The sequence below is a fragment of the Rhizobium sp. 01N48 genome, from assembly GCF_056399145.1.
The window spans coordinates 192,989-210,690 of record NZ_JBFTQT010000010.1; the positions used below are offsets into that span (position 1 = coordinate 192,989).

Sequence of the window (17,702 nt, forward strand, 5' to 3'; positions counted from 1 at the left end):
GCATAGCCCGTTATGGCGATATCCGAATGGTGATCGCATCGACCCAAAAATGCGCGCCCCCAAACCACCTTCGGATCACACTCACGGTCCCCTCCCGGTGAGTGAAAACAGCCGGTGCGCCGCCCTCGCACTGGCTGTTTTCTTGTGCGCGGTTTTCAATAAAAATCGATGGAATGTCAGGTGGTGACGGTCAGACGCCGCCGACCTGCTGCGGCGCGCGCTTGAGGATCTCGAATTCGGTATCGGGGATCAGCAGGTGATACTCGATGCGGCCCGGCGTCAGGCGCAGATCGGCCTTGCCGTTGACCGACGAGGGCACGACGCGCTCTAGCACGATGCGGCCGAAGCTGTTGTCGCTGAACTCGTGGACTTCGTCGTTGGGCAGCGCTTCGGTCCAGGTGAAGCTGATCGCCTTGCGGTCGCCGTGCATGGTTTCCTGACAGTCTAGCGCGATCGCGGGCGCACCGCCGGCAATGGCGCCGAAGGTCGCCGAATTGACGATCAACTCGTGGAGCGCCAATCCGACATGAACCGCGGCGTTCGGGGTCAGGTGAACATTGAGCCCGGTGACGGGCAGGGGGCCGGCGCTCTCCGGCCAATAGGGGGCGAACTGCTTGCGGGTGAGTTCGAAGAGGAAGGCGCCGCGCCAGCTACTGTCGGTGATAAGGTCCTGCGAGTTCGACAGCGACTGGAGCCGGCCGCGGAATTTTACGAGGAAGCTGTCGAGAGACAGCGTGTTGCGGGCGGTCTGCGTGGCGATGCCCTGGATAATGGCAAGCAGGTTCTTCGAGCGGTGCGAGAGTTCGCGCAGAAGCGACTTCAGCACCTTCTCGCGGTGTCTGGTCTCGGTGATCTCGGTGATAATAGACAGCAGGCCGATCTCGTGGCCGAGCGTGACGCGCTGCACCTTGATTTCGTAGGTGCGCATTTCGCCATCGATGGCGATGTCGGCCTCGGTGCTGGCCGGCGTGCCGGTTTCCAGCACCTTGCGCTTCAGTGTTTCGAGATTGCGCGCGTGGACCTCGCCGAACATGTCGGCATCGCTGCCGCCGGGTAGAACGGCGTGTTCAAGATGCGCGGGGAGGTTCTCGGCGTAGACGATGCCGAGATCGGGATCCTGATAGACAACGGCGATGCCGGCGCTCGCGAGCGCCCGCTCCATCAAGAGCTCCTTGCCTTCCAATGCGAAGGGCGTGCCGGCCAATGGTCCAGTCCTCTTCACCCAGCCGCCTTTCCTTCAATCCGTTTATGCCGCCAGCAGACCCTAAAGTCCGCCCACCGCTTCTTTTTAGAGGCAAGCGCTAGATAAAATCTTAATATCCGGGGAGCGCTGCAGATGGACTGGAACGCTCCCCCTTTCGCATTGTTCCGCAATGGCTGAAATATAGCGTCAGGCGGCTGCCTTCGTGCTTTCGTTGAAGAAAAGCGCCTGGCTGATCAGAGCTTTGACCATGTCAGGGTTGAATGGCTTGGTGACGAGGAAGGTCGGCTCGGGACGCTCACCGGTCAGAAGGCGCTCGGGGAAGGCGGTGATGAAGATCACCGGCACGCTCGAGGTCTTCAGGATGTCGTTGACCGCGTCGATACCCGAGCTGCCGTCGGCAAGCTGGATGTCGGCGAGAACCATGCTCGGCTTGGTCTTGTTATACAGCGCCACGGCTTCCGTATGGGTGCGGGCGATGCCGGTAACGCGGTGGCCGAGGCTTTCGACCATCTGCTCGATATCCATGGCGATCAGCGGTTCGTCCTCGATGATCATGATATCGGTCGCGACCTGGCGGGAAATCTCGCGCGATGCGCTGTCGAGCAGGGTCGCCACTTCGCTTTCCTCGCTGTCGAGGATTTCGGCGATTTCGCCGACGCGGAAGTTTTCGACCGAGGCCAGGATGAAGGCCTGACGGGCGCGCGGCGAGACCTTGCCGAGGTTGATGGTGGCGCGCTGCTCCCAGGCATAGGGGGAGGAGGGTTCTGGAATCTGCACCGTCGAGGAACCAAACAGCGTCGTGAACAGTTTGTAGAGTGCGACGCGGTCGTTCGATGTGTCAGGGAAAATGGATATGTCGGCAATGATTGCCTCAAGCACTGCGGCGACATACGCGTCGCCTGATGTCTGTGTGCCGGTCAACGCCCGTGAATAGCGGCGCAGATAAGGAAGGTGCGGCGCAATTCGAGTAGAAAGTGTCATAGAAAGCTCCCATAAGCAGGGCCGAAAAACAGCTCCAGTGCATCGAGAACGCACACTACCTGAAAAAAGTTCCAGATGATCAGGAACTTTTTTTACCACCGCGCATTCTACTGCCCACGAGAAGGGGCTCATCGTAAACTGACCTGCGACACGACATGCATTCCGAGAGGGTTGTCCGGCGAGAATTCGACCGAGGCGGCGGGGGACCGGAATGAAGGTTTTCACGCAGCGGTACGCGAGGCTTAGAGACAACGGACAAGAAGTGAAAAGTTAATGACAAGCCGGAACAACGAAGACATAGACGGCCAACGCGCTGAGTTACGTGCAAGCGACATCATGGATCCCAACAGCCAGATCGGGGTGCGTTTGAGGTCGCTTTACGCTGCCGTTCAGGAAGAAGCGATCCCCGATCGTTTCCTCGATCTCCTCGAAAAGCTTGACCAGGCCGAACTGGCCTCGGCCAAAGCAGCGAAGTGAAGGTCGATCTATGGACAAGCAGCAACCAAGCTTCAAACGCGAGCTCCTTTCGGCTCTCCCAAGCCTGCGCGCATTCGCCATCTCGCTGATCGGTCGTCATGACCGCGCCGATGACCTCGTGCAGGACACCATCATGAAGGCGTGGGCCAAGCAGGACCACTTCGAGATGGGCACCAACATGAAGGCCTGGCTCTTCACCATCCTGCGCAACGAGCTTTACAGCCAAATGCGCAAGGCGGGTCGCGAGATTCAGGACAGCGATGGCCTGTTCACGGAATCCATGGCGACGCACCCATCGCAATACGGCGCGCTCGACCTTCAGGACTTCAAGAAGGCGCTCGAGCAACTGCCGAGCGACCAGCGCGAAGCGATCATTCTGGTCGGCGCATCCGGCTTTTCCTATGAGGAAGCGGCCGAAATCTGCGGCTGCGCGGTCGGAACGATCAAGAGCCGCGTCAATCGCGCCCGCCAGCGCCTGCAGGAAATGCTGCAGATCACTGGTGAAGCCGAGTTCGGACCGGATGCGACCTCGTCGCCGCTGACCTCCAAGGCCTTCGCCTTCTGAGACTGCATTGATCGGACAAGGAAAAACCGGCTGACCCTTGCGGGCGCCGGTTTTTTTATGCGTTCAGCGAAAGCGGCGGTGCCGTCAGTCGCGATCCTTCGAGGTGAAGAGATTGGCGGCGACCATGGCGGCGATCACGCCGGCGGTCAGAAGCGGCTGCGAGCGGATGATACCGAGACTGGCCGCAGCGGCCGTTTCGAACGCCTGCTTGCGTTCTTTGGCGCGTCGCGCTTCCTGCGCATTCATCACCATCATGACGATCAGCACGATGATGGCGATCAGAAGCGCGCAAGCCGCCAGAAAGAGTGCAGCTCCGACGGCGCCGTAAATGCCGGCAAGCCAGATCGCGCCGGCTGTGACGGCAAGCGCATAGGCGGTCAGCACGAAAATCGCGGCGATGGCAATGAAAATACCGTTGCGCTTGGTGCGCGCAACGGTGCGGTGAACACTCGTGCCTACCAGGAGGCTGAGGATCGGGAACAGCATCTAGCCTCCTTAGCGTCGTGCCAGGAGGGCAACGACCAGTCCGAATGCGGCAGCAGCGCCGATGGTTGCGACCGGGTGCCTGCGAACGGTGTCGCGCACTTCGGAAGCGCCGCGCAGATAACCATCCTGCAGGTCGCGCAGCAAGTCCTCGCTGCGGGCAACGAGATCTTCGTAGCCGGATGCCGCCTGGGCGCTCAGTTTTTCGCTCTGCTTGCGCGAGTTCTTGCTGATCAGCTTCGTCAGCGACGCGATTTCATCCTGCAGCGATGCGATCTGGTCCTCGACCGTTGCCTCGATATTGTGAAGAGCGGCGCTGCCATTGCGACGGTGACGGCCGGACTGAAGGAAAGATGCCATGGTTTTCTCCATTGTTACGGCGCGGTTTCGCACCGCCTGGTTAAACACAGGATCAGAACGCAAGCTTGCATGAACACAGATGCCCGGCAATGACCCAAATCAATGGCTTAACGCGGGTTGTGGGCAAAAGGTTCCGCGCGTGATCAGCCGCCGACGGCGCTGTGGGCGAGCACGAAAGGGGTGCCGTCGTCGGGCACCTTGTTGATGCGCAGCGGGCAGCCGAAGACCGAGTGCATGGTCTCGTCGGTCAGCACCTCGTGCACCGTGCCGCGGGCCGCGAGGCCGCCCTGCCGCATGAGAATGATCTGGTCGGCGAAGAGTGCTGTCAGGTTCAGGTCGTGCATCACGGCGATGACGCCGCCGCCGGCATCGCAGAAGGCGCGGGCAAGCCGCATGATCGTCAGCTGGTGGCTGATATCGAGGCTGGAGACCGGCTCGTCGAGCAGCAGCCAGCGCGGCTTTCCGTCGACGACGGGCTCGGAGATCTGGCAAAGCACGCGGGCAAGCTGCACGCGCTGCTGCTCGCCGCCGGAGAGGTGCTGGTAGAAGCGTCCTTCGTAGCCGTCGAGATCGACGGAAGACAGCGCCTTGGCCGCCGTCTGCTCGGCGCGCTCGGGATTGCGGTTCAGCCCCGAGGTCAGGCCCATGCGGACGATCTCGCGGACGGTGAAGGGGAAGGAGATGTTGCTTGCCTGGGGCAACACGCCGCGCACGGCCGCCAGCTGGTATGGCTGCAGCCCGCGCACGTCTTCGCCGTTGATGCGGATCGAGCCGCTGTAGGGGAGTTCGCCGGATACGGCCTTCATCGTGGTCGTCTTGCCGGAGCCGTTCGGCCCGGCAATCGCGGTCAGCTTGCCCGAGGCGGCGGTGAAGCCGACGTCTTCAACGATGGTTTTGCCCGACAGGCGGACGGAGACGCCGGAGACTTCGATCATGGCAGATACTCAAAGGGCAAGGCGGGAACGCTGGCGCAGCAGGATCCAGAGGAAGAACGGGCCGCCGACGGCCGCGGTGATGATGCCGATCGGCAGTTCGGCGGGCGCGACGATGGTGCGGGCGATCACGTCGGCGAAGATCAGCAGCGAACCGCCGAGGAGCGCCGAGGCCGGCAGGAGATAGCGGTGGTCGGGGCCGATCGCCATGCGGAGCACATGCGGCACGACGATGCCGACAAAGCCGATGCCGCCGCTGACGGCAACCGATGCGCCCGTCGCGGCCGCGACGGTGACGATGGCGATGTTCTTCAGCCGCTGGACGGGAACGCCCATGTGGAAGGCCGCAGCTTCGCCGAGCGTGATGGCGTTGAGGCCCTTGGCCAGGAAGGGGACGACGATGAAGGACAGGAGGATGATCGGGCCGGCGGCGGCGATCTTGGTCCATGTCGAACCGGCGAGCGAGCCCATGCCCCAGAAGGTGAGGTCACGCAGCTGCTGGTCGTTGGCCATGTAGACGAGCAGGCCGGTCATGGCGCCGGCAAGCGAGCCGAGCGCGATACCGGCAAGCAGCATGGTCGCGACGGAGGTCTGGCCGTTGCTGGTAGCGATGCGATAGAGAAGCAGCGTCGTGGCGAGGCCGCCGGCGAAGGCTGCGAATGGAAGCGCGTAGATGCCGAGCAGGACGTAGAGCGGGGCGACGAAGCCGCCGCCGAGCACGATCATGACGACCGCGCCGAGGCCGGCGCCGGAGGAGACGCCGACGAGGCCGGGATCGGCCAGCGGGTTGCGAAACAGGCCCTGCATGACGGCGCCCGACACCGCCAGCGAACCGCCGACGAGGAAGCCGAGGATGGCGCGCGGCATGCGGATGTCGAAGATGATGATGCGGTCGCGCATGCTGAGCGCATCATCGGATCCGGCGACATTGGCGATCACGTCGAGGAAGGACGCATCCGAAGCACCGGTCGTGACCGAAAACAGCAACGACAGGACGGAGCCGACCACCAGCAGGGCGATGACCGCCAGTGCCAGCAGCGAGCGGTCGCCGGCCCGGTGACGCTCACGCATCCCCGAGGCCGAAAACACGATGCGACGTCCGTCCATGTCGTTCGGCACCGCCATGGTCAGCCCCCGTAGATCGCCTTGGTGAGTTCGCGCACGGCGCTTGCCGTGCGCGGGCCGAAGCCGAGCAGGTGCAGGCCGTCCATGCGGATGATCGCCTTGTTCTGTACGGCGGGCGTCAGCGCCAAAGCCGGCTGTGTCATCAGGTCTTCGTTCTTGGTGCCTGCGCCGTCGCCACGGTTCATCATCAGGATGACGTCGGGCTTGGCTTCGATGATCGCCTCGTCCGTCAGCGGCTTGTAGCCCGGGAAGGTGCCGACGGCGTTGACCAGGCCGGCGAGCTTGATGATGCCATCGGCCGCCGTTCCGGTGCCCGAAGCCATGATCTTGCCGCCCTGCATGCTGAGGATGAAGAGAACGCGCTTGCGTTCGCCTTCAGGGTACTTGGCAGCGTCTGAAATCGCGGCGTCGAGATCGGTCGCGACCTGCTTGTGCAGCTCGGCGGCCTTTGGTTCGACGCCAAGGAGCGCGCCGACCTTGTCGATCTTGGCGAGGATGCCGTCACGCGTATAGGCATTCGGCACCGTCTCGAAGGGAACGCTGGCGCTGCGCAGCACCGTCAACGCTTCCGGCGGGCCGGATCCCTCGACGGCGACGATCGCCGTCGGGTTCATGGCGAGGATGTTTTCCGGCGACAGCGCGCGCATGTAGCCGACGTCGGGCAGCTTCAGGGCCTGTTCGGGAAACAGGCTGGTCGTGTCGCGAGCGATCAGGTGCTTTTCTTCGCCGAGCGCATAGATGATCTCGGTGAGGTCGCCGCCGATCGAGATCAGGCGGGTGCTGTCGATCTTGTCTTCGGCATGGGCAGCCGGCGAGAAGGCGAGAAACGAGGCTGCCAGCGGCAGGGCCATGAGGCCCCGCAGCATGGACGTCTTGTTGAATGAACCGCGATTGTGGTTCGGCATCATCATCTCCTTCGGCTTACGCCGCTACGCTGGTCGCCTTGGGCAGGCTTTCGACGATATCGCGCCAGTCGGCGCGTTCCGCGGATCCTTCGTGGCGCTTGCCGAAGAACTGGATGATCATTTCGCCGTTGGCGCCGTAGACCTCGACGGAGGTGACGTGGCCATCCTTGGTCGGCTTGCGCACGGCCCAGGTCTCGGCGATGTGGTCCTGGCGCAGATGCAGGTGGAAGGTCTCGTCGAGGATGTTGATCCACGGGCCCATCGGCTGGATGTTGAAGATCGGGCCGGAGTGGATCTGGACGATGCCGTCATTGCCGACGAAGCACATGATCGGCAGGCCGGATTTCACCGAAGCATGCATCATCTCTGCGGTCGCGGTGTTGTCGAGCTGCCAGGCATAGTCGTCGCCAACGGTGCGCACGGCGGCCTGGCGGCCAATCTTCAGCTTGCGCAGCATGCCGAAGAACTCGTGCGTGTCGGTCATCTTGCTCCAGTGGTCGCGCAGTTCGTCCTTGGTGACGCTGCCGCTCTCGTCGGCTGGCGTCTTGCTGTCGTCGGCGACGAAGTCCTGCGACTGGTCCTCGATCTTCAGGTCGTTCACGATAGAGTGATAGGCCTCGACGTTGGAGGCCGGGCGCAGGTGAACCTTGTGCACAGCGGTGCCGGCCTTGTCGAAATACTGCAGGCTCAGGCGCTCCTGATCGCCGTCCTTCTTGGTGACCGCGAAGGCGTGGACCCAGCGGCTCGGGAAGATGCGCAGGTCGATGTTCTCGCCGAGCACGATGGCGCCCTGGCCACCGGTCTTGATGTTCTCGTAGACACCGATCTTTTCGTGGACGGCGCTTTCGTTGCGCGAAAGCGCCATGACCTCGCCGAGCTCGGCGACGCGTTCCAGAAGCTTGAGCGCGCTGCCGTCGATGCGGGTGGCGGAAATGCCGACTTCTGCTGCAACGAGCGCTGCCTCGGAAACCTTGAGCTGGGCGGCGATATCGCGCTCGCGCATCTTAGGGTTTTCGGCGCGGAAGGCGCGGATCTCGGCCGGTGAAGGCTTGGTGTTCTCAGTCATTGTCTACCCCTACTTATTCAGAATTAGTTTGCCCTGGCGGGTGATTTTCATTCGGTACAAAGCGCCATCGTGGCGAATGACGATCTCGTTGGCGCCGCGAAAAATCTCGCTGCTCTCCAGGATTCGGACGTCGGCCACGGCGTCGCGCGCCAATAGCGTTTGCTTCAGTGTGTCCGGCTTCTCGACCATCATTTCGTTGGCTTTTTTGCTTCTCTAGGTAGGCCAAAAATGGCCCCTGCGACCTACAAGTATCTTGACTCTCATAGTCATCATTTTTTAAAGACGCAATAGCGGACTTTGTAAGTCAAGTTTCTGAAATTCAGTGGAGAGACACAATGGTAGTCACGAGGCCGGTCACACGATTTGCAACGCTTTTGGCGGCCGGCTCTCTGGTGCTGACGGGCGCGATCCAGGCCTATGCGCAGGAGCCCGCCGCGGCAGCCGCGCCGAAGGCGGCGCTCGATGTGGAACTCAACGGGCTGGTCCCATCGCAGAAGGGCTGCATGATGACCTTCGTGGCGCTGAACACGCTGCCTCAAGACATCACCAAGGTTTCCTTCGAACTCGCGTTCTTCAACGACAAGAACGCCGTCGACAAGATCACGGTTCTCGATTTCCGCGATCTGCCGCAGGGCAAGAAGCGGGTGCGGCAGTTCGATATGCCGACTGTGAAATGCGAAGCGGTGACGCGGGTGCTGATCAACGACACGCCGGCGTGCGAAGGCCCGGACAAGGGCGAGTGCATGAAAGGTCTTGTGACCCGCTCCCAGGTTTCCATTCCTTTCGAAGGTTGAGCGACGGCCGGGGATAGCCCCGGCCTCTTGCGTTGCAGCGGTACAAGGCATCCAAAATGGTGGTTTCAGCGAGATCAAAGCCGAGACAGGTTCTCTTCGACGAGACGGTCGCCGATGGCGTTGTGAACGACAACAATCCGGGCATGCATCCCGGCCACGAGTTGTCGGATCTTCGCAACGTCGCGCGCCAGCCGGCCGCGGAAGCCGTTCTTCACTATACGCGCCAGGCGCAGATTTCGTCCTTCCCGCAGGACCCGCGCAGTGCCAGCAACGGCCATGCGGCGGCGCCGCTGATGGATGCGAGCGTCGAGATGCCGGCGGCCACCCGGCCGCATCGCGGCAAGCTCGGCGTAACGGCTGCCTGCATCGGCTCCTTCATCTTTCACGGCGCGCTCGCCATCGCGCTGATCGTCGGCGTCGTCGTCACCCCGGAGCAGCCGGAGGAAGAGGCGGGCGAGACGGTGAGCGTGATCATGCTCGGCGATTCGGATCTCGACCAGGCATCGTCGGGTGAAGAGAAGGCAGAGCCGCAGCCGGAAGAGATCGTCGCTGAGGAGGTGCAGCCCGAAACCGCGCAGCAGCCGACAGAGGTTCAGCCCGACGCGCAGCCGGTCGATCCGCAGCCTGTCGCGCCAACGCAGGAAGTGACGCGCGTCTCTCCTGAGAACATGACGGCAGTCGAGCCTGAGGTTCTGACGTCGCAGGTGCCGGCCGAGACTTCCGTTGTTCAGCCGATGGCAACTGAGGTGCCGACGGAGGTTCAGCCGGAGATGACCGAGACGCCGCCCGCGACTCCTGAGGACGTGGCGCCCGTGCAGCCGACCGAGACGGCGGAAATTCCGCCTGAGCCGGAGACCGTGCCGACGCCGGATCCGAAGCCGGTCGCGCAGAAGCCGGTCGAGAAGCCGAAGCCGGTCGAGAAGAAGCAGCCGCCGAAGAAGGTCGTTACACGCTCGGGTTCACAGGGCGAAAACAAGCAGGATAGCCGGCGCGGCGCGTCGGATGGCGTCGATCAGGCTTCCGACCAGGATTCGCGCAGCGCTGCAAGTCGCAGCGGATCCGGCAGTGCGGCTGTCGCCAACTATCCGGGCAAGGTGCAATCGAAAATCCGGCGGTCCGTTCGCGTACCTTCCGAATACCGGCGGATGAACGCCGCGATGAGCGTTCGCATCCGGTTAAGCATCAACGGCTCCGGCGGCGTGAGCAGCCTATCGGTGGCGCGCAGCTCCGGCATCCCGGAACTCGACGCCGCCGTGGTCGATGGCGTTCGCCGCGCAGCACCATTCCCGCCGCTGCCGGCCGAATGGGGCAAGCCGATCTGGACCTTTACCCAGGAAGTGCAGGTCACGACGGGGCGCTGACAGCAGGCGGCCCGACGATAAAATCGGGCCGTCCAGAAAATATGATGAAAATAATCAACTTTATACTTTACTCTAAAAATCAAGTTTAATAAGGTCCACCCACACACGCAGCAATCGTGTGCCGATCAATGAAGCAACGGGTGGTCAATGGCGCGTAAGGCGAAGAAGGGTTCTAACCGGGAAATCCGCGTGAGTGCGGATACAAGCACGGTTGAGGAGACCTCCGGACGTTCCAAGCTCGATGGCCGCAGCTTCCTTTATGTCGGCGGGCGTGACTGCCAGGTGGCGCATCTGCGCCAGATCGCCAGCAACTTCGGCGCCGAGCTGATCCACCACGATGGCGGGCTGCGCGAAGCAGTGTCGCGCATCGATACCGTGCTTCCCTCCGTCGACTGCGTCTTCTGCCCGATCGACTGTATCAGCCATGATGCGTGCCTCAGGGTAAAGACCGGCTGCAAGAAGTTCGGCAAGACCTTCATTCCGCTTCGCAACGGCAGCAAGTCGAGCCTTGAGCGGGCGCTGACCACGATGAACGAGCGAAACGCCACCCGATGAGCGATAGACACCCGGAAGGGTACACGTTGATCGGCCTGCACAAGCTGGCCGCCCACAATGGCGATGGCATGGTTCCCGAACTCTATGAGCTGATGATGGAACGCGAAGAGCGGCGCAGGTACTATCCCAATGTCGAGCAGTTTCCGATCTGGGAGGCGCGCATGCCCGGCGAATTGCCGGAAAAGCCGCTTGGACGGGATGCGCTCGACGGCCGCAATGTGATAGCCTTCGAAGCTCCCGAAGCCGAGAGGAAACGCAAGGCGTGAGTGTTCCAATGTTTATCGCGATGAACCGCTTCAAGGTATCGACCGGGTCGGAGGCGGAATTCGAAAGCGTCTGGCGCAACCGCGATTCCAGCCTTTCGGAGGTGCCCGGCTTCGTGGAATTCAGGCTGCTGCGCGGTCGGGAGAATGCGGAGGAGGGCTATACGCTGTTTTCCTCGCACACCATCTGGCGCAGCGAAGAGGATTTCCTCAACTGGACGAAGTCCGAGCAGTTCCGCGCTGCCCATCGCAATGCCGGCGATCGCAAGGGGATGTACAAGGGGCCGCCCGTGTTCGAGGGCTTTCAGGTCGTGGACGGGATCTGAGCGATGGTGGCTGACAATCCAGATCGTATCGAGGTTCTTCCCGTTTTGCCGTCGCTCGATATTGGCGAGACGCTGTCCTTTTATCGCGGCGGGCTCGGCTTCGAGACGATCGTCTATCAGGACAAGGATTATCTCATCTTGCGGCGCGACGAGATGGAGCTGCATTTCTGGCTGACGGATGATCGGTCGCTCTGCGAGCGCACATCGGTCTATCTGCGCGGTGGCGGCATCGGCGCGCTTCATGCGGAATACAAGGCGCGCGGTGTCGAGAAGCTCAGCGACATGACGGTACGGCCGTGGAACATGGAAGAGTTCTACATCCACGATCCGCACGGTAATCTGCTGCGCTTCGGCCGGATCCCGCAGCAGGCATAAGCCGCTTGGTCTTAAGCGCGGTTGCGGAAGACGGCGCCGGCGGCGATTGCCAGCCAGCCGAACATCATGGCGAAGCCGCCCGTGGGCGCCGCCATCGGAAACAGGCTTGAGCCTGCAAAGCGAAGCGTCACCAGATCCCCTGAGAAGAGCAGCGTGCCGACGCCCATAAGGAGCCCGGCGAGCCATGCCGTCTTCAGCTTTTCGCCGGCAAGCGCCAGTGCCAAAAGGGCAGGGGCATGGGCGAGGCACATGGCGGAGGCCGAGGCAAGGAAGTGTCCGTCGCCATCGAGATGGGCGGCGGCTGCGGCCAGCGCCACGCCGGCAAAGCCGAAGAGGCCCGAGAGCACCAGGAAAAGCGGCGAGAAGCGCTGATTGAGCGTCATTATCGGGAGCCTATTGCTTGTTCTGCATGTGATCGGCCAGCCGCTCGATCGGCGGCAGAATGATTTCGCGCAACTTCGGGTTCGGAACGGTCTCTTCCAGCGCCTGGCGGAAGCATAAGAGCCACTCATCGCGCTCGACGGGGCCGATCTCGGCGATGAAGTGGCGGCTTCTCAGGCGCGGATGGCCGTATTTCTCGACATAGACGGGCGGGCCGCCGAGATAGCCGGTCAGATATTCGTAGAATTTCGCTTCGCTGCCTTCGAGCGTCGGCGGGTGGACCGCGCGAACGTGGCTCGCCTCCGGCAGCGTGTCCATCAGCTCGTAGAAACGATGCGACAGAGCCCGGATCGTCGCGTCGCCGCCGACAGCCTCGTAAAGTGTAATGGTGTTTTCGCTCACGGCGCGGCTCCTCACAGCTTGTCCCTTCATGCACCGCCGCAGCCTCGATCGCAACCGATACCAACACCACCAAGCGCGACATTTCGCGCCAGCCCCCGGCGATCGAAATTTCGCGGCATCTTGACAAAACCGTCCAGACGGTATCTTTATTCATCATGTCAAACGCTCATCACCGCCGCAAGCAACCCGCCATCGTCCGCCAGCAGCTGCTGGATGTCGCCGCGCGCCTGACGAACGAGCAGGGGATGAGTGCCGTGACGCTCGATGCCGTGTCCGGCGCGTCGGGGGTCAGCAAGGGTGGCCTTCTCCACCATTTTCCGACCAAGAACGCGCTGCTCAATGCGCTGTTCGAGGATCTTCTGGCCCGCTTCGACGCCGATCTCGATGAGCGCATGCGTGAGGATCCGGTACCGCATGGGCGCTTCACGCGTGCCTATCTCAACGCGGTCGCCGGGCTGCGCGACAGCCCTGACGATGCCGGCCACTGGGCGCAGGTGACGATCGCGCTACTGGCCGAGCCGCGGCTTCGGCAGCGCTGGGGGGAGTGGATCGACGGGCGGATCGAGGAATATGTCGGCACGGACTCGTCTATCGATGCGCAGATCGTGCGCTTCGCCGCCGATGGCCTCTGGCTCGCCGACATGATCGGCGGCGCCTCCGACGACACGCAGCGCCAGGCGCTTCTGGCACGTCTTGTCGAGCTGACCGCTCGCTGACTTTCCTGGAATAGAGGATAAACCATCATGGCACCGGTTGCGGTCTATGCGCTCCTGTTTACGGCGATCGCGCTCGAAGTCATCGGCACGACGGCGCTGCAGCTTTCGCAGCAGTTCAGCCGTTTCTGGCCGACCGCGCTGATGGTCGCGTGCTATGCCGCCTCCTTCTATTGCCTGTCGCAGACACTGAAGGTCATCCCTGTCGGCATCGCCTATGCGATCTGGAGCGGGCTCGGCATCGTGCTGATTTCCAGCGTCGGCCTCATCTACTTCAAGCAGCGGCTGGATACGCCTGCTGTCATCGGCCTGGGGCTGATCATCGCTGGCGTGCTCGTGGTCAACCTGTTCTCCAAATCCGTCTCCCATTGATTTTAATGGAATCCGGTCGTATGCGAGGGAAGCCCCCAGTCACCAGGGGAGATGGCCCCCGGGTCGCGACATTTGACCTCACTTCACGGAGGCCTGACTTGCGCAATCGGCTGCGATGTCCATATCCTGAGTGACAGATGACAGTTTAAGCATCGCGCATTGGAACACCCATGACTGACAGCACCGCTGACCTTACCTCCCCCAAAACCGCAGATTCCAAGCCCGAGGGACAGACCTTCGGCACCTCGGGCATCGCCCCGATGGGCCGCCCGAGCCCGGTTACCCGGTTCTTCATGGGCATCGTCGCCTGGGCGGAGAAGCTGAATTACAAATACGCCAAGCTCGGCAATCCGCCGGTCTACGACAACGCCACCTTCCCTTGGGCGAAGGAGGTCGAGGCCGCTTATCCGCAGATCCGCGCCGAGTTGGATCGCGTGCTGGTGCGCCAGAGCGAGTTGCCGACCTTCCAGGATATCTCGACCGACGTGAAGACGATCTCGACCGATTCCGGCTGGAAGACCTTCTTCCTCCTCGGTTTTGGCGTGAAATCGGAACAGAACATCGCGCAGTGCCCGGAGACGTGGCGCGCGGTGCAGAAGATCCCCGGCCTGAAGACGGCGATGTTTTCAATCTTCGAGCCGGGCAAGCATCTGCCGGCGCATCGCGGCCCCTATAATGGTGTGCTGCGTCTGCATGTCGGCATGATCGTGCCGGAGCCGGCCGACAAGCTCGCCATCCGCGTCAAGGACCAGATCTGCCACTGGCAGGAAGGCAAGGCGCTGATCTTCGACGATGCCTACGAGCATGAGGCGTGGAACCACACCGACAAGACCCGCGTGGTGCTGTTCGTCGATTTCGACAAGCCGCTGAAGTTTCCGGCGCGCTTCGTCAACTGGGCGCTGATGAACCTCGCCGTCTTCACGCCGTTCATCCGCGAAGGACTGGATAACCACAAGGAGTGGGAAAAGAAGTTCTACGCCGAAGCCGAAGCTTTTAGAAACCGGCCACAGGGCTGAGCGAACAAAACTAGGCCCTGAAAGATAAAACAGCATGGCCTCGTTTCAGAGGTCATGCTGTTGTTCGGCGGGTGGGACGCCGCTCTCAAATCATCGTACGGCGATCGCGCCGCAGGCAGTCTCGATGCGCATGTTTCGGAACAGGCAGGTCGCTTCCCCTCGTAAGCAGGCCTTGCTCCGGCGACGTCAGTCGCCCCCATTCGCAACTAGTTGTTGTTTGCCGCCCTCAGGCGACGGTCCGGCTTGGTTGCCAGGTAGATGACATAATCTTCTGCTGCGTCTGCCAGGTGAAGCGCGATTTCTGCTTCACGCCACCCCGCCGCGATTGCGCGACGGACAACTTCGGTTATCGCCCCTTTGCAGACGCTTTCGCATTCCCGCGACCGTCCCATATCATCGGCGTTGAATCTTGGAGAGCGGATGTTTGTCATGGCTGAAGATTGCCATAACCGCCTTCGTTTTCAACAGGATGCTAATGGATTGGTTACCCAGTAAGGTTAAGGCTTGCGGGTGTTTCAGGCTGCGACAGACGCGTTGTCGCGGAACGAAACGACGGGACGAAAACGGCTGGCAACAGAGTCCGGAATGTCTCGATCCGGATCGAAATCCTGGGTGAAGGCCGAATGACCCGCTGACGCGCGGACCGCGCCGTTAACGCACGTTAAGCGTGTTTTTCTGAATTTTTCCCCGGTGCAGCCTTTGCGGGCCGGCGATTGATCTGTTAAGGATGGCGCGAAGCTGAACGCAAACTCGTCCAGGGAGACTGTCATGAAAGCGATCCTGTCCAGAACGAAAGGAACGATCACTCACAAGGACACTCCGCTTCATGTCTATTCAATTCGCCCGTGCGCGAAAAGACGCGCCGCGTCGTAAACCACTCCCGACCACTTCCGAGCCCGATACCACCGCCGATCAACGTGCGCGGCGGCACTCTCGGGTCGCCAAGTTTCTCAGCTACTACCGTCCGCATCTGCCGCTGCTCTGCGCCGATGTCGTCTGCGCCATTCTCGTTGCGGCGACCGCCGTGGCGTTGCCGATCTGCGCCAATATCGTCACCAACCGCCTTCTCGTGATCGCGGATGCGGGGGAGGCCACCGTGCTGATCCTCAAGGTCGGCGCTGTCATGCTGGCGCTGCTCGCGGTGCAGATGATCGCGGTGTTCTTCGTCGATTATCGCGGTCATGTGATGGGCGCGCGCATCGAGGCCGCCGTCCGCCAAGAGCTGTTCGATCATTGCCAGAAGCTCTCCTTCAGCTTCTACGATCGACAGCGCACCGGACAGCTGATGAGCCGCATTACCAGCGATTCCCTCTGGCTCGGCGAGCTGTTCCACCATGGTCCCGAGGATGTCTCGATCGCCATCCTCAAATATGGCGGCGCTATGCTGGTGCTCTTCTATATCGATCCGCTGTTGGCCGGGTTGATCCTGTTGCTGACGCCTCTCGCGGTCGCCTATGCGCTGCATTTCAACCGTCGCATGAACCGCGCGCTCGAACGCAGCAAGCAGCAGATCGCCGGCGTCAACGAGCGGCTGGAAGACAGCCTCGCCGGTATTCGCGTCGTGCAGTCGTTCGCAAATGAAGGGCTGGAGAGGGATCGTTTCGCTGTTCAGAACGAGCGTTTTCTCGTAAGCCGTGCCGATGGCTATCGCAGCGAGGCGTGGTTTTCCGTGGGGACGGAGAGCTTCGCGCAGTTCATCACGATCCTCGTCATCGTCATCGGCGGCGTCAGGATCGTGTCGTCGGCGATGACGATGGCCGATCTGCTGACTTTCCTGCTCTGCGTCGCGGTGCTTGTCGATCCCGTGCAGCGGCTCGCCAATTTTGTGCGGCTCTGGCAGGAAGGCTATACCGGCTTCGTGAGGGCGATGGAGATCCTTGATGTCGAGCCCGATATCGTCGACCGTTTGGGCGCTCATGCGCTGGCGACGCCGAAGGGAGAGATCCGATTCGAGGATGTCAGCTTCGGCTACGACGCCGATACGACAGGCGTGTTCGAAAACCTGTCCTTCACCATCGCGCCCGGCGAGTTCGTGGCGCTGGTTGGTCCGTCGGGGGTGGGAAAGAGCACTTTGTGCTCGCTCATTCCCCGTTTCTACGACGTGCAGGCCGGGTCGATCCTGATCGATGGAGCCGATATCCGCGATGTGACGCTGTCGTCGCTGCGTGGACATGTCGGCGTGGTGCAGCAGGACGTCTATCTCTTCGCCGGCTCGGTCGCCGACAATCTCCGCTATGGGCGGCCGGATGCCACCGATGCCGAGGTGGAAGAGGCGGCGCGGGCGGCCAATGCGCATGAGTTCATCATGGCGCTTGCCGACGGATACGATACCGACATCGGCCAGCGCGGGGTGCGGCTTTCGGGCGGGCAGCGGCAGCGGTTGACGATCGCACGGGCGTTTTTGAAGAATCCCGCGATCCTGATCTTCGACGAAGCCACCAGCGCGCTCGACAATGAGAGCGAGCGGGCGGTGCAACAGGCGCTGCTCGGGCTCGCCAAGGGACGCACCACCGTCGTCATCGCGCATCGCCTGTCGACGGTTCGTCACGCCGACCGCATTCTCGTGCTCACTGCCGACGGGATCGTCGAGGAGGGCAGGCATGAGGATCTGATGGCGCGCGACGGGATCTATGCCGGCTTGCACAGCGTGCAGGCCAGCATGTGATCGCTGGCATTCGAAACAAAAGGCCGGAGCATCATGATCGATGCACCGGCCTTGCGATCTCAGACCCCGGCGAACCGGGGCTTTTTCTCAATTGTTGTTGTCGTCTCAGTTTGCCTTTGCCACGACCTGCTTGACCGGGGCAGCGTTGCCACCCGGGTTGTAGCCGCCGCCGATGGCGACGTTGAGGGCGACGTAGTCGGTTGCCATCTGCTGGACGGCTGCGGCCAGGCTTGCCTGGGCGAGCGAGACCTGACGCTGGGCGTCGAGGACGTCGAGCAGCGAGGAGGCGCCGTCCTTGTAGCTGGCGGTCGACAGATCCAGCGTTTCCTGGGTCGTCTTGACCTGGGCGCGCAGTGCCGCAACCGTCTGCGCATCGCGGCG

General features: G+C 62.1%; 25 protein-coding genes. 12 read left to right on the forward strand and 13 right to left on the reverse strand.

The genetic code is table 11. The annotated features are described in order from the left end of the window. Positions 1 to 190: 190 nt before the first annotated feature. The gene (locus AC1DOG_RS19295; RefSeq protein ID WP_477930292.1) at positions 191 to 1,222 is read right to left on the reverse strand and encodes an HWE histidine kinase domain-containing protein; all 1,032 of its coding nucleotides are present in this window, start codon (positions 1,220 to 1,222) and stop codon (positions 191 to 193) included. A 168-nt stretch (positions 1,223 to 1,390) separates the two neighbouring features. Next, positions 1,391 to 2,185, reverse strand: coding sequence for a response regulator (locus AC1DOG_RS19300; protein WP_047514451.1), 795 nt, complete (start codon positions 2,183 to 2,185; stop codon positions 1,391 to 1,393). A 273-nt stretch (positions 2,186 to 2,458) separates the two neighbouring features. Here AC1DOG_RS19300 and AC1DOG_RS19305 point away from each other — a divergent pair, with 273 nt between their 5' ends. Together AC1DOG_RS19305 and AC1DOG_RS19310 are read left to right on the forward strand one after the other, a co-directional pair. Next, a complete protein-coding gene (locus AC1DOG_RS19305) occupies positions 2,459 to 2,662 on the forward strand; it encodes a NepR family anti-sigma factor (protein WP_477930295.1) in 204 nt (67 codons plus the stop codon). Positions 2,663 to 2,672: 10 nt separating this feature from the next. Next, the gene (locus tag AC1DOG_RS19310; protein ID WP_477930297.1) at positions 2,673 to 3,227 is read left to right on the forward strand and encodes an RNA polymerase sigma factor; all 555 of its coding nucleotides are present in this window, start codon (positions 2,673 to 2,675) and stop codon (positions 3,225 to 3,227) included. Positions 3,228 to 3,311: 84 nt separating this feature from the next. Here the strand turns inward: AC1DOG_RS19310 and AC1DOG_RS19315 are convergent, their stop codons facing one another. The 7 genes from AC1DOG_RS19315 to hemP form a co-directional block, all read right to left on the reverse strand. Continuing rightward, on the reverse strand, positions 3,312 to 3,713 hold the full coding sequence (locus AC1DOG_RS19315; protein WP_477930299.1) for a hypothetical protein: 402 nt from the start codon (positions 3,711 to 3,713) through the stop codon (positions 3,312 to 3,314). Positions 3,714 to 3,722: 9 nt separating this feature from the next. Then, entirely contained in the window at positions 3,723 to 4,070 is a 348-nt protein-coding gene (locus AC1DOG_RS19320; RefSeq protein WP_018897187.1) for an ElaB/YgaM/YqjD family protein, read from the reverse strand. A 143-nt stretch (positions 4,071 to 4,213) separates the two neighbouring features. Continuing rightward, a complete protein-coding gene (locus tag AC1DOG_RS19325) occupies positions 4,214 to 5,005 on the reverse strand; it encodes a heme ABC transporter ATP-binding protein (protein ID WP_477930301.1) in 792 nt (263 codons plus the stop codon). 9 nt (positions 5,006 to 5,014) lie between these two features. Further along, positions 5,015 to 6,109 carry a FecCD family ABC transporter permease gene (locus tag AC1DOG_RS19330; protein ID WP_477930339.1) on the reverse strand — a complete coding sequence of 365 codons (1,095 nt, stop codon included), beginning with the start codon at positions 6,107 to 6,109 and terminating at the stop codon, positions 5,015 to 5,017. Between the two features lie 20 nt (positions 6,110 to 6,129). After that, a complete protein-coding gene (locus AC1DOG_RS19335; RefSeq protein ID WP_477930303.1) occupies positions 6,130 to 7,032 on the reverse strand; it encodes a heme/hemin ABC transporter substrate-binding protein in 903 nt (300 codons plus the stop codon). 16 nt (positions 7,033 to 7,048) lie between these two features. Continuing rightward, positions 7,049 to 8,098, reverse strand: coding sequence for a hemin-degrading factor (locus AC1DOG_RS19340; RefSeq protein WP_477930305.1), 1,050 nt, complete (start codon positions 8,096 to 8,098; stop codon positions 7,049 to 7,051). Positions 8,099 to 8,107: 9 nt separating this feature from the next. Then, positions 8,108 to 8,290, reverse strand: coding sequence for a hemin uptake protein HemP (hemP, locus tag AC1DOG_RS19345; RefSeq protein ID WP_026282762.1), 183 nt, complete (start codon positions 8,288 to 8,290; stop codon positions 8,108 to 8,110). A gap of 143 nt (positions 8,291 to 8,433) precedes the next feature. Here hemP and AC1DOG_RS19350 point away from each other — a divergent pair, with 143 nt between their 5' ends. The 6 genes from AC1DOG_RS19350 to AC1DOG_RS19375 all read left to right on the forward strand — a co-directional run bounded on the left by AC1DOG_RS19350 (position 8,434) and on the right by AC1DOG_RS19375 (position 11,772). Next, positions 8,434 to 8,892, forward strand: a complete 459-nt coding sequence (locus tag AC1DOG_RS19350) for a hypothetical protein (protein WP_477930309.1) — start codon at positions 8,434 to 8,436, stop codon at positions 8,890 to 8,892. Positions 8,893 to 8,948: 56 nt separating this feature from the next. Then, positions 8,949 to 10,253, forward strand: a complete 1,305-nt coding sequence (locus tag AC1DOG_RS19355) for an energy transducer TonB family protein (RefSeq protein ID WP_477930311.1) — start codon at positions 8,949 to 8,951, stop codon at positions 10,251 to 10,253. A 147-nt stretch (positions 10,254 to 10,400) separates the two neighbouring features. Continuing rightward, positions 10,401 to 10,808 carry a DUF2325 domain-containing protein gene (locus AC1DOG_RS19360; RefSeq protein ID WP_047514424.1) on the forward strand — a complete coding sequence of 136 codons (408 nt, stop codon included), beginning with the start codon at positions 10,401 to 10,403 and terminating at the stop codon, positions 10,806 to 10,808. Beyond that, complete coding sequence (locus AC1DOG_RS19365; protein WP_477930313.1) at positions 10,805 to 11,074, forward strand: hypothetical protein; 270 nt, start codon at positions 10,805 to 10,807, stop codon at positions 11,072 to 11,074. The genes AC1DOG_RS19360 and AC1DOG_RS19365 overlap by 4 nt, the downstream gene beginning before the upstream one ends. Before the next feature lie 8 nt (positions 11,075 to 11,082). Next, positions 11,083 to 11,397, forward strand: a complete 315-nt coding sequence (gene hmuQ, locus AC1DOG_RS19370; RefSeq protein WP_477930341.1) for a heme-degrading protein HmuQ — start codon at positions 11,083 to 11,085, stop codon at positions 11,395 to 11,397. A gap of 3 nt (positions 11,398 to 11,400) precedes the next feature. Further along, positions 11,401 to 11,772 (forward strand): bleomycin resistance protein, encoded by a 372-nt coding sequence (locus AC1DOG_RS19375; protein WP_018897198.1) that lies wholly within the window; start codon positions 11,401 to 11,403, stop codon positions 11,770 to 11,772. A gap of 11 nt (positions 11,773 to 11,783) precedes the next feature. Here the strand turns inward: AC1DOG_RS19375 and AC1DOG_RS19380 are convergent, their stop codons facing one another. Next, positions 11,784 to 12,155 (reverse strand): DUF423 domain-containing protein, encoded by a 372-nt coding sequence (locus tag AC1DOG_RS19380; RefSeq protein WP_477930315.1) that lies wholly within the window; start codon positions 12,153 to 12,155, stop codon positions 11,784 to 11,786. A gap of 10 nt (positions 12,156 to 12,165) precedes the next feature. Next, the gene (locus tag AC1DOG_RS19385) at positions 12,166 to 12,555 is read right to left on the reverse strand and encodes a group II truncated hemoglobin (RefSeq protein WP_047514411.1); all 390 of its coding nucleotides are present in this window, start codon (positions 12,553 to 12,555) and stop codon (positions 12,166 to 12,168) included. Between the two features lie 155 nt (positions 12,556 to 12,710). Between AC1DOG_RS19385 and AC1DOG_RS19390 the strand changes: the two genes are divergently transcribed. The 3 genes from AC1DOG_RS19390 to olsC all read left to right on the forward strand — a co-directional run bounded on the left by AC1DOG_RS19390 (position 12,711) and on the right by olsC (position 14,656). After that, on the forward strand, positions 12,711 to 13,271 hold the full coding sequence (locus AC1DOG_RS19390) for a TetR/AcrR family transcriptional regulator (protein WP_111564168.1): 561 nt from the start codon (positions 12,711 to 12,713) through the stop codon (positions 13,269 to 13,271). A 27-nt stretch (positions 13,272 to 13,298) separates the two neighbouring features. After that, the gene (locus AC1DOG_RS19395; RefSeq protein WP_047514405.1) at positions 13,299 to 13,640 is read left to right on the forward strand and encodes an SMR family transporter; all 342 of its coding nucleotides are present in this window, start codon (positions 13,299 to 13,301) and stop codon (positions 13,638 to 13,640) included. Positions 13,641 to 13,810: 170 nt separating this feature from the next. Next, positions 13,811 to 14,656: an ornithine lipid ester-linked acyl 2-hydroxylase OlsC gene (gene olsC / locus AC1DOG_RS19400; RefSeq protein WP_477930318.1), complete on the forward strand. Its 846-nt coding sequence runs from the start codon at positions 13,811 to 13,813 to the stop codon at positions 14,654 to 14,656. 515 nt (positions 14,657 to 15,171) lie between these two features. On the opposite strand, the gene AC1DOG_RS19405 is transcribed toward olsC, so the two are convergent. Further along, a complete protein-coding gene (locus AC1DOG_RS19405) occupies positions 15,172 to 15,426 on the reverse strand; it encodes a hypothetical protein (RefSeq protein WP_477930320.1) in 255 nt (84 codons plus the stop codon). A 56-nt stretch (positions 15,427 to 15,482) separates the two neighbouring features. On the opposite strand from AC1DOG_RS19405, the gene AC1DOG_RS19410 reads away from it, so the two are divergent. Further along, positions 15,483 to 17,321 (forward strand): ABC transporter ATP-binding protein, encoded by a 1,839-nt coding sequence (locus AC1DOG_RS19410; RefSeq protein ID WP_477930322.1) that lies wholly within the window; start codon positions 15,483 to 15,485, stop codon positions 17,319 to 17,321. Positions 17,322 to 17,426: 105 nt separating this feature from the next. On the opposite strand, the gene AC1DOG_RS19415 is transcribed toward AC1DOG_RS19410, so the two are convergent. Beyond that, positions 17,427 to 17,702, reverse strand: a 276-nt coding sequence (locus tag AC1DOG_RS19415; protein WP_477930324.1) for a TolC family protein, incomplete at its 5' end; no start/stop codon positions are given.

Excerpts from the sequence above, each read along its gene's own strand:
- AC1DOG_RS19325 (WP_477930301.1), bottom strand. The coding sequence starts at position 5,005 with ATGATCGAAGTCTCCGGCGTCTCCGTCCGCCTGTCGGGCAAAACCATC.
- AC1DOG_RS19375 (WP_018897198.1), top strand. The coding sequence starts at position 11,401 with ATGGTGGCTGACAATCCAGATCGTATCGAGGTTCTTCCCGTTTTGCCG.
- AC1DOG_RS19305 (WP_477930295.1), top strand. The coding sequence starts at position 2,459 with ATGACAAGCCGGAACAACGAAGACATAGACGGCCAACGCGCTGAGTTA.
- AC1DOG_RS19395 (WP_047514405.1), top strand. The coding sequence starts at position 13,299 with ATGGCACCGGTTGCGGTCTATGCGCTCCTGTTTACGGCGATCGCGCTC.
- AC1DOG_RS19355 (WP_477930311.1), top strand. The coding sequence starts at position 8,949 with ATGGTGGTTTCAGCGAGATCAAAGCCGAGACAGGTTCTCTTCGACGAG.
- olsC (WP_477930318.1), top strand. The coding sequence starts at position 13,811 with ATGACTGACAGCACCGCTGACCTTACCTCCCCCAAAACCGCAGATTCC.
- AC1DOG_RS19360 (WP_047514424.1), top strand. The coding sequence starts at position 10,401 with ATGGCGCGTAAGGCGAAGAAGGGTTCTAACCGGGAAATCCGCGTGAGT.
- AC1DOG_RS19315 (WP_477930299.1), bottom strand. The coding sequence starts at position 3,713 with ATGCTGTTCCCGATCCTCAGCCTCCTGGTAGGCACGAGTGTTCACCGC.
- hemP (WP_026282762.1), bottom strand. The coding sequence starts at position 8,290 with ATGATGGTCGAGAAGCCGGACACACTGAAGCAAACGCTATTGGCGCGC.
- AC1DOG_RS19350 (WP_477930309.1), top strand. The coding sequence starts at position 8,434 with ATGGTAGTCACGAGGCCGGTCACACGATTTGCAACGCTTTTGGCGGCC.
- AC1DOG_RS19320 (WP_018897187.1), bottom strand. The coding sequence starts at position 4,070 with ATGGCATCTTTCCTTCAGTCCGGCCGTCACCGTCGCAATGGCAGCGCC.
- AC1DOG_RS19365 (WP_477930313.1), top strand. The coding sequence starts at position 10,805 with ATGAGCGATAGACACCCGGAAGGGTACACGTTGATCGGCCTGCACAAG.
- AC1DOG_RS19380 (WP_477930315.1), bottom strand. The coding sequence starts at position 12,155 with ATGACGCTCAATCAGCGCTTCTCGCCGCTTTTCCTGGTGCTCTCGGGC.
- AC1DOG_RS19335 (WP_477930303.1), bottom strand. The coding sequence starts at position 7,032 with ATGCCGAACCACAATCGCGGTTCATTCAACAAGACGTCCATGCTGCGG.
- AC1DOG_RS19310 (WP_477930297.1), top strand. The coding sequence starts at position 2,673 with ATGGACAAGCAGCAACCAAGCTTCAAACGCGAGCTCCTTTCGGCTCTC.
- AC1DOG_RS19330 (WP_477930339.1), bottom strand. The coding sequence starts at position 6,109 with ATGGACGGACGTCGCATCGTGTTTTCGGCCTCGGGGATGCGTGAGCGT.
- AC1DOG_RS19300 (WP_047514451.1), bottom strand. The coding sequence starts at position 2,185 with ATGACACTTTCTACTCGAATTGCGCCGCACCTTCCTTATCTGCGCCGC.
- AC1DOG_RS19340 (WP_477930305.1), bottom strand. The coding sequence starts at position 8,098 with ATGACTGAGAACACCAAGCCTTCACCGGCCGAGATCCGCGCCTTCCGC.
- AC1DOG_RS19405 (WP_477930320.1), bottom strand. The coding sequence starts at position 15,426 with ATGACAGTCTCCCTGGACGAGTTTGCGTTCAGCTTCGCGCCATCCTTA.
- AC1DOG_RS19410 (WP_477930322.1), top strand. The coding sequence starts at position 15,483 with ATGTCTATTCAATTCGCCCGTGCGCGAAAAGACGCGCCGCGTCGTAAA.
- hmuQ (WP_477930341.1), top strand. The coding sequence starts at position 11,083 with ATGTTTATCGCGATGAACCGCTTCAAGGTATCGACCGGGTCGGAGGCG.
- AC1DOG_RS19390 (WP_111564168.1), top strand. The coding sequence starts at position 12,711 with ATGTCAAACGCTCATCACCGCCGCAAGCAACCCGCCATCGTCCGCCAG.